Source organism: Suttonella ornithocola (genome assembly GCF_001889065.1).
GTDB lineage: Bacteria > Pseudomonadota > Gammaproteobacteria > Cardiobacteriales > Cardiobacteriaceae > Suttonella_A > Suttonella_A ornithocola.
The window spans coordinates 1-9,041 of the sequence record NZ_LWHB01000159.1; the positions used below are offsets into that span (position 1 = coordinate 1).

Here is a 9,041-nt window from a genome sequence, read left to right on the forward strand (position 1 = left end):
TTAATCATGCTATAGACGGTGAATTTGCTGATCTTGTAGCGCTTTGCAACAGCGCGCCAAGTTTCTCCATTAGCAATATCGTTAAGAATTTTCTGTCGGAATTGGCTGCAGTAGGTCATAGGATATGCTCAGTTTGTTTTTGATAATTCTACTACAAGTTGTTCTTTATATCTGCTTTGGATAGATTGGATTATAAGTGATTTGACTATATTACTGATGGAGAAAATACCGTTGTTGTTAATGGCGGTCATAAACATCTGACTCGTGTGACTGGCACTGGCTGTGCACTTTCTGCCATTATTGCTGCAACCATTACTTGTGGCGAAACATTTACTGGCGCTGCTGCTGCTTGTGTATTTATGAAAAATGCAGGGGAATATGCTGCCAAACATAGTCAAGGTCTTGGTAGCTTTGCTAGTGCTATCTTAGATGGACTGACTATTCCAAAAGAATAATCAGCAACTTTTATAAAGCAGACTAATCCGTCCACAAGGGGTCAACATCAATCCCTACACGCACATTTAACGCCTTGCCTTGCGCCAGCAACCAAGGCATTAAATAAGGCAACTGTTTTTGCAAATCAACCTTATTTTTTGCCTGCAACAATAAATGTGCCCGATGTTGACCATCTTTTCTTGCCATCACTGCTGGCGCGGGACCAAACCATTGCCAGTCTTTTCCAACTTCTGCCGATAACGCACCTTGCTTCGTTAAAGCTAGCGCTTGTAACACCTTTTCCGCTTGTTTATGTCGAGCAAATAATAACGCTTGCGCGCTATACGGAGGTAAATCATTTTCCTTTCTACTTTCGGCTAACCATTTGAGCGTTGTCGAATAAGGCTGATGAAACACATTAAAAATCGGATGCGAAGGTAAACGGGTTTGCACCCAAATATGACCTGAAGACTCTCGCCCAGCACGCCCACCGACTTGCACTAATTGCTGCGCTAAGCGTTCCTCTGCACGAAAATCGCTACTATAAAGCGCACTATCTGCATCAATGACAGCAACTAGCTGTAATTTAGGAAAATGATGCCCTTTCGCCAGCCATTGCGTCCCTAAAATAATATCGACTTCACCTTGATGAATTTGTGCTACTGCCGATTGAAATTGCTTAGCCGTTGTAAAAACATCGCTATCAATTCTTAAGATACGTGCCATCGGAAATTGCTGACGAACGGACTGTTCCAATCTTTGCGTGCCCATTCCAATCAATACTAGCGACGCACTTCCACAACTGGGGCAACGCGTTGGCAACAGTTGTATACGACCACAATGATGGCATTGCATTCGGCGTTCAGCAAGATGGGCTGTCATTGTGGCATCGCAAGCAGGACATTCACTTTTCCAACCACAATCTTCACATAACAAAATTGGCGCATATCCTCTGCGATTTAGAAATAACATAACTTGCTGATTGGCTTGCAACTGACGATGAATTTCACCAATCAAACGAACGGATAGCCCACCGACCTGCTCACAATAAGAAAGATCATCAATCGTAATTTTAGGGGGAGCAGTTGCTTGTATGCGTTTCGTTAACTTTAAATGTCCCCAATGTCCTAACGAGATTTGCCGCCAAGTTTCCAAAGAAGGCGTTGCGCTGCCCAACAAAATCGGAATACCTAACAACTTAGCGCGAGCAATCCCCATATCTCGAGCATGATAACGGAATCCATCTTGCTGCTTATAAGCTTGTTCATGCGATTCATCAATAATTATCCCTCGTAAATTGGCAAAATCCGTAAATAATGCCGAACGCGTTCCAATCAATAATTGAATATCGCCTGCTTTAGCTGCTTGCCACGTTGCCAACTTTACAGCATCCGTCATGCCGCTATGATGAATTCCTACTGGAATGGATAAACGCTCAGATACGCGATGATACAATAACTCTGCAATCCCTATTTCAGGCGCCAATAATAAAACCTGCCCACCATTTTCTGTTAATTGAATAATTCTCTGCAAATAGACTTCTGTTTTTCCAGAGCCCGTTACGCCTTCCAAAACATCAACAACAAATTCCTTACGACTCGATAATGCGTTTAATGCTGCTATTTGTTCATCACTTAATATCGGAGCAGATTGAATACTTTTTTCCGTATAAACAAACCGCTCTGACACCTCTAACCACCCGCGCGCACATAAATCTGCTAACCACGCAGGCGATAGTTGAAATTGCTGTTTTAGCAAATCTTCCGCTATCCAATTTTGCGTCGCAGACAAAACCGCGCGCTGCTTCTCGCCTAAGCGCCCAATTTTGGCTTTTTCTCCTTCTGAGGTTACTCGATAAAAACGCGGTAACTGTCTAACATTTTCTTGCCCATGCAATAATGCGTTTGGTAGCGCTGCTGCCAAAACTTCGCCAAAAGGATGCTGATAATAGCGTGCCGCATATTTTAAAAACGCAAATAAATGATCAGAAAACAAACTGACTTCATCTAAGACCGCGGTTACCTTTTTAACCTTAACTCCTGCCGGTGCTGGCGTATGCCCAACAACTATTCCTAAAATTTCTCGTCCACCAAAAGGAACCTGTACTCTTACACCAATCGGTAAATACCTATCCGCTTCATAAGAAAAAGCCTCAAACAATGGCTTAGACAATGCTACTGACGTCGGAAAATAATTCATGTTATCCTATAACGTTTTAAACGAACTAATATTCATGACTGCTCCGCTCATCTTTCTAGAGAATATTTCCTATCATATTGGAAACTATCCTATTCTAAAAAATATCAACTTTTCCATTGAAACAGGCGAACTACTCACCATCGTTGGTCCAAATGGCGCAGGTAAAAGCAGTTTACTGCATATTATTCTAGGGCATATTCGTCCAAGTAGCGGAAAAATCCAACGCAAAAAAGACTTACGCATGGCTTACGTTCCACAAAGCTTTCACCCGCCAGTTGATTTACCCATTACGATGCGTCGTTTTTTAAAAGACATTCCACAATCTGCACATTCAGATACACTAAAACGACTTAATATTTCACATCTATTAGATAGCCCCTTACAAAATCTTTCTGGCGGTGAAACACAGCGACTTCTACTTGCTCGCGCCATGCTATTACAACCTGACCTTATCGCCTTAGATGAACCTGCCGCAGGCATTGATCCCGCTGCTTTAGATAACTATTATCAAACCATTCGTGACCATCAACTACAAAGCGGATGCGCAATCGTCATGATTTCCCATGATTTACATTTAGTGATGGCAGCAAGCGATCGCGTACTTTGCTTAAATAAACACATTTGTTGCGCAGGTAAACCACAAGACGTTATTTCACATCCAGAATTTCAAGCCCTTACTGGACAATCTGCTGCCATTGGGGTTTATACCCATCATCATCAACACATTCATCTTTAAACACTATGAACTTTCTATTGAATTTTGTCTTAATTCCTTGGGCATCTGCGGTTATCGCTGCTGCTGCCGCTGCTCCCTTAGGTGGCATTATTGCTTGGCGACGCTTAATCTATTTTGGTGAAGCCTTAGCGCATGCTAGCTGGTTAGGCATTGCGCTTGCATTATGGCTCAATATTCCTCTTTACCTTGGAATATGGGCAACTACTCTTTTAATGATTATATTGCTCATTTTATTGCGCAGCCGCGGAACAGATGATGGCAATAACATACTAGGAACGCTTTCACATCTCATGCTTGCATTAGGCGTTATCGCTCTATCGCAAATGGAAAACATTCGAACAGACTTATTTGGCTATCTCTTTGGTGATATTTTAAACACTACCGCTAATGATTTAATCATCATTAGTATTGCTGCTATTGTCGTATTAGTTGCTCTCATCAAACTTTGGCAGCCACTTATTATGCTAACCGTTTGCGAAGACATTGCTCGAACTGAAACTCCCCATATTCAACGCTATGAAGCCCTATTTTTACTGCTATTAGGCGGATTTGTAGGCATCATGATGCAATTACTCGGCTTAATCCTAGTCATGGCATTTCTTATCATTCCTATCCAAACCGCTAATCGTTTTGCTCATACGCCAGAACAATGCGCCTGCTTTGCCGCACTAATTGCTGCAATTTCCGCCACTTTAGGCGTAGGCTTAGCCTTTTTGGCAAACTACCCCGTTGCGCCAGCCATAGTCGCCATTAGCGGAGGATTTTACTTTTTAGCTCAAGTCATAAACCTCATTAAAATCAGAAAAAATCATTGACTTACCGAGCTAACTTCCCTACTATGCGCGCCAATTTTATCCTAACTAAGGAGAGTGTATGACCACAACTGTAAAAAAATATACACCCAAAGCAAACGAAGAATACATGAATCCAAAACAAATTGAATATTTCACAGCTCTACTCAATCAATGGAAGCAAGAGATTTTGGAAGAAAGTGAACGCACCAAAGAATATCTCAAAGACGAAAATACCCACACAGCTGATCTCAATGACCGTGCCTCTCAAGAAGAAGAATTCTCCTTAGAATTGCGCACTCGTGACCGTCAGCGTAAGCTTCTCCATAAAATTGAAAAAGCATTAGAACGCATTAGTTTAGGTCAATTTGGCTACTGCGAACATTGTGATGAAGAAATTGGTTTTCAACGGCTAGAGGCACGCCCAACCGCTGAACTTTGTATCGATTGTAAACAGCTGGCTGAACGTAAAGAACGTGGCTTCTTTAATGACCGTTAAATTAAAATGCGATTCAAAAAACTCATCTTTATCCCAATAACAGCGCTAATTATAGCGCTGTTATCATATTTACTCATTGCTTATCTATTAGGTGCAATTAAAATAAAACCGCTGCATCAAACCTACCAAGACATTCCTATCTATCTCACTACGAACGGCGTCCATACTGACATTATCCTTCCGACAAAAGTAGCGGATATCGATTGGCTAAAACTGCTCGATCCTAACGATGCTCTGATTCCTATACAGCATCCTAAATATATTGCCTTTGGTTGGGGAGAACGCAAAGTTTACTTAGAAACTCCTTACTGGAAAGATTTAACCATTAAAAATGCTATAAATGCACTTATCGGCAATAACGAAACCGTTCTACATGTTGACTATTTAACCTCACTACCCAATAACCAACCATTAACACAACTTTGGATAGACCAGAAAAATTATCAACTGCTTTCACAAAACATCACGCAAACCTTTAAACGACAGCATACCCAAATCATTCCCATTCCAAATGCTCATTATGCTACCAATGACGCTTTTTATCTCGCCCATGGTCGCTATCATTTATTCAATACTTGCAACACATGGGTAAATAACCAACTCAAACAAGCCAATCTTCCTGCTGTTATTTGGACGCCTTTTTCCTCTCCCCTAATGAACTTGTCTTCTCAAAATGCGCCTTAAATATTCTCCTATTAAAACTTTTTTCTCTATACTCCTGCTACTTTTTCTAGCAGTTTTTATAGGTATCACACTTTACTTTTGGCAAGCCGCAAAAACTTTTCAACAGCAACCCGCTACTGAAATTTCTCTACCGAATCTTAACGGATTTAATCTAAAAAACATAACATGTGAACCGAGTGAATGCCTTTTACTCACGCTAGATAAACCGAATCTACTCGCACCTAAATGGAAAAACTTTCGACAGGAAATACAAAAACATAATCCGTCTTTATCAGACTCAAACCAACCTCAAGCCATTCTCATCTTACTGCATGGCTTACATGGACAAAAAGAACAATTCCTAGCTATCGCAGCACGTTATGCTGCTATTGGATTTGCTGTCATTATTCCGGATTTAGCTGCTCATGGTACAAATCAAGCGAAAAGCAATGCCTTTGGCAGTCAAGTATCAGAAACAAAAATTGTATTTAGTGCATTACAAGCGGCACAAAAACACTTTCAAAAACCACTACCGGTCTCATTATGGGGCTATTCCATGGGCGGTTCATATGCCAATTTTGCTGCTGCTCAAGCACCTGATACCTTTCAAGCGCTGGTTATTGTCTCCAGTTTTGCACAAATAGATGATGTCTTAAAAAATAAAATATCCTATCTACCGGACTTTATACAAAAACTTCTAATAGCATACTTTAATAAAATCGTCTTACTGAGAACAGGCGTCAATACACATCTCATTCAGCCACAAAAAGCTGCTCAAAAAATCGCGCTACCAATTTTTCAAGTTCATGGTGCCTTAGATAAACTGGTACCACCCTCTCAAGCGCAAATATTGCATGATACCTACCCAAGTTCACAAAAAACTTTATTAATTGTCCCAGATGCTGGACACAATGATATAGTGCGATCAGCTAAAAAACAAAACATCCTATAGCCCTTATCTAGCCATTCTGGCGGTAGATAACGTTCTGTTTTTTAGCTGATTTGACTATATTTTTATTCGCGCTACGCCTGTCTATGCGCCAACTGCGCAATTTTTACTTCAAGAAACTTTAAAAAATAGGCTCTAGACTAGCAAAGATTGGAAAAATTACTTAATCAAGTTCCAAAGATGGCATTGCAGATCACCAGAGTTCTAATTCCAGCGCTACTCGCACTCTTTTAAGTGAAGCTTAAAATTGGCTATAGTAAAGCTCCAAAAAGACTCAATTCCATTGATATGGCAATGACCATGAGCAAACCCGTTATTGCTGTGGTTTACCCTAAAATGTTTCGCATAGCCAACATCAACCAAATCATTGTAACGACGCCAACCATCCGAATATATATAGCGGGACTCCCAAAAAATGCATATCGTACTTGAAAATAGCATGCTGTTTTCAAAGTGTATATTGAGTTAACGTTGTATGCATTTTTTGAGAAGTTAGCTATACCATTCTATTTTGGTAGTGGTTTGAAAAGTATGCTAACCATACTCTTACAAAAAATATTTCTTTTAATATATTGATATTTAAATATTTAACTACCATTGGATTATTTGATAATATTCCAGCATACTTTTCAAACCACTACCTCTATTTTTAACTGATTTGACTATAACGAGGAGTCTTGCGGTAATCCTGTTTGTCGTAAAGCCTCATAAAGCACAATAGCAACGCTATTAGATAAATTTAAACTTCTAGAATTTGCTTGCATAGGAAGACGCAATTTTTGCGCTAGCGGAATCTGTGAATGCACTTCTTCGCTTAATCCAGCTGTTTCGCTTCCAAACAGCAAAACATCATTTTCTGAAAATTGTGCATTAAAAACAGAGGTCTTTCCACGCGTAGTTAATGCCCAAATAACATTTTCTTTAAACTTTTGAGCAAATTCAGCCCAATTCTCATAATGGCAAACCTCTGCAAACTCTGCATAATCTAATCCTGCACGTTTCAAACGCTTATCATCCCACCCAAAACCAGTAGGGTGAATAATATGCAAATGTGCGCCTGTATTTGCGCATAACCGAATAATATTCCCTGTATTAGGCGGAATCTGTGGTTGAAATAAAGCAATATGCATAGTGATAAAATTTTATTTTGAATATTGACGAATAAATTGTTCTGCAACACGAGCACTTCGCGAGCCTCTCAATAAAGCGAATTGCAAAGCTTGACGATGTAATACTTCATCTGGCGCTATTCCCATTCTCTCCGCCCAATGGCTTACAACCGTTAAATATTGTTGTTGCGAAAGCGGATGAAAAGATAAACGCAAACCAAACCGTTCGGCTAAAGAAATCTGTTCTTCTGTGTCTTCTTCAGGATGAATCGCATCATCATTGCGATGATGCTCACTTAGTAAATGCCTTCTATTAGAAGTAACACATAGCATAATATTTGCTGACATCCCTGCAATAGAACCATCTAACAAAGCTTTAAGCGCACGATAACTATCATCATTTGCAGCAAAAGATAAATCATCAATATAAATCAGAAAATGCTGTGCCTGCTGTGCTGCTACCCATAATAAAGCACCTAAATCTTGTAAGTCATCGCATGCTAGCTGTAGTAAAACTAAATCTTGCGACCTAAAATAATGAAAAACCGCTCGTACTAAAGAAGATTTTCCTGTTCCTCGAGCGCCCCAAAGTAACATATGATTATAGCCTTTGCCTTTTAAAAAACGCTCCATATTTTCTAAGACAGCCTTTTTCTGAGATTCAATCTCCAATAAATCTTCTAATCGAACATCATTAGGCACTTCTACTGGAAGTAAATAACCTTTATTTTCATAACGCATTCGGCAAAAAGCCTGTCCTTTAGCTAACTGTTGCTTTAATTCCTCTACCCAAGTGTACATTTAATAAAAACTCCAACCATGCGCCAGCATTACGCCACCAATAATCGCAGTAAAACTTAATCCACATAACACCCAATGTATAACAGCAGCCACTTTAATGGCTTGAATAGGCTTTTCACTCGCATAGCGATGAAATAACTTATGAACGATGAACGGTTCTAAAACAAATAACATAATGAAAAAAATCACCCAAACAAATAGCATTAAGTGTATCGGCCATAGCTGCTTTTCCGCTAAGCGTTGCCAAAAGCCAATTTGATTGGCTAATAACACACCGCTAATCCCAACCATGATAATCGCTAACCGCGCCCAATATCCAAATCGATGCTCTAAACGTTCAAAAATAGATAAACGCTCATTTAATGGAAAATTTTTTAAGGCTGGCAGTAATACAAAAGTCACAAAAAATACGCCACCTATCCAAATCACTACACCCACGATATGCGCAACTCTTGCCAAAATAAAACTTTCAATAGACATAATGTAATTAAAGATAATGACGTTTACCAAAAATTGCGCTACCTACGCGTACCAACGTTGCACCTTCTTCAATCGCGATTTCCATATCCCCACTCATTCCCATTGAAAGAACAGAAAAATCTGCTTGATGAGAAAATTTTTGTTGTGCTTCTTGTTGCAACATTGCTAGCTGTCTAAAGCCTTGCCGAATGACTTTTTCATCATCAACATTAGCACCTATTGTCATTAAACCTCTTAGCGTAATTCTCTCCATTTGGATAACGTCTTTAATTAACGCTAAAGCCGCCTCTGGAGAAACCCCGCTTTTGCTTTGTTCGCCGGATACATTTACTTGAACCAATGCCTCTATCGTTTTATCTTCATACGCTAAACGATCTTG

At 39.8% G+C, this 9,041-nt stretch carries 11 protein-coding genes and 1 pseudogene; 6 read left to right on the top strand and 6 right to left on the bottom strand.

The window, feature by feature from the left end:
- The first annotated feature begins 209 nt into the window (after window positions 1-209).
- Entirely contained in the window at window positions 210-455 is a 246-nt protein-coding gene (locus A5N85_RS11405; RefSeq protein WP_084601765.1) for a hydroxyethylthiazole kinase, read from the top strand.
- 22 nt (window positions 456-477) lie between these two features.
- Here the strand turns inward: A5N85_RS11405 and priA are convergent, their stop codons facing one another.
- Entirely contained in the window at window positions 478-2,634 is a 2,157-nt protein-coding gene (gene priA, locus A5N85_RS11410) for a replication restart helicase PriA (RefSeq protein WP_072577336.1), read from the bottom strand.
- A 34-nt stretch (window positions 2,635-2,668) separates the two neighbouring features.
- Between priA and A5N85_RS11415 the strand changes: the two genes are divergently transcribed.
- Genes A5N85_RS11415 through A5N85_RS11435 form a run of 5 tightly spaced genes read left to right on the top strand, consistent with a single transcriptional unit; the run spans window position 2,669 to window position 6,275 of the window.
- Window positions 2,669-3,370 carry an ATP-binding cassette domain-containing protein gene (locus A5N85_RS11415; protein ID WP_072577346.1) on the top strand — a complete coding sequence of 234 codons (702 nt, stop codon included), beginning with the start codon at window positions 2,669-2,671 and terminating at the stop codon, window positions 3,368-3,370.
- 17 nt (window positions 3,371-3,387) lie between these two features.
- Entirely contained in the window at window positions 3,388-4,185 is a 798-nt protein-coding gene (locus A5N85_RS11420; RefSeq protein ID WP_245936000.1) for a metal ABC transporter permease, read from the top strand.
- A gap of 58 nt (window positions 4,186-4,243) precedes the next feature.
- A complete protein-coding gene (gene dksA / locus A5N85_RS11425) occupies window positions 4,244-4,660 on the top strand; it encodes an RNA polymerase-binding protein DksA (RefSeq protein ID WP_072577338.1) in 417 nt (138 codons plus the stop codon).
- A gap of 6 nt (window positions 4,661-4,666) precedes the next feature.
- The gene (locus A5N85_RS11430) at window positions 4,667-5,344 is read left to right on the top strand and encodes a TIGR02117 family protein (RefSeq protein ID WP_072577339.1); all 678 of its coding nucleotides are present in this window, start codon (window positions 4,667-4,669) and stop codon (window positions 5,342-5,344) included.
- Window positions 5,334-6,275, top strand: coding sequence for an alpha/beta hydrolase (locus A5N85_RS11435; protein ID WP_072577340.1), 942 nt, complete (start codon window positions 5,334-5,336; stop codon window positions 6,273-6,275). Before A5N85_RS11430 ends, A5N85_RS11435 begins: the two co-directional genes overlap by 11 nt.
- 213 nt (window positions 6,276-6,488) lie before the next feature.
- On the opposite strand, the pseudogene A5N85_RS11440 reads toward A5N85_RS11435, so the two are convergent.
- The 5 genes and pseudogenes from A5N85_RS11440 to A5N85_RS11460 all read right to left on the bottom strand — a co-directional run.
- A pseudogene (locus tag A5N85_RS11440) lies at window positions 6,489-6,668 on the bottom strand (transposase); the annotation flags it as partial.
- 266 nt (window positions 6,669-6,934) lie between these two features.
- The gene (locus tag A5N85_RS11445) at window positions 6,935-7,402 is read right to left on the bottom strand and encodes a tRNA (cytidine(34)-2'-O)-methyltransferase (RefSeq protein WP_072577342.1); all 468 of its coding nucleotides are present in this window, start codon (window positions 7,400-7,402) and stop codon (window positions 6,935-6,937) included.
- Window positions 7,403-7,414: 12 nt separating this feature from the next.
- A complete protein-coding gene (locus tag A5N85_RS11450) occupies window positions 7,415-8,182 on the bottom strand; it encodes an ATP-binding protein (protein ID WP_072577343.1) in 768 nt (255 codons plus the stop codon).
- Window positions 8,183-8,641, bottom strand: a complete 459-nt coding sequence (locus A5N85_RS11455; protein ID WP_143143269.1) for a hypothetical protein — start codon at window positions 8,639-8,641, stop codon at window positions 8,183-8,185. It abuts the gene before it with no gap.
- Window positions 8,642-8,669: 28 nt separating this feature from the next.
- A partial coding sequence (locus tag A5N85_RS11460) for a YggS family pyridoxal phosphate-dependent enzyme (protein WP_072577345.1) occupies window positions 8,670-9,041 on the bottom strand: 372 nt, incomplete at its 5' end.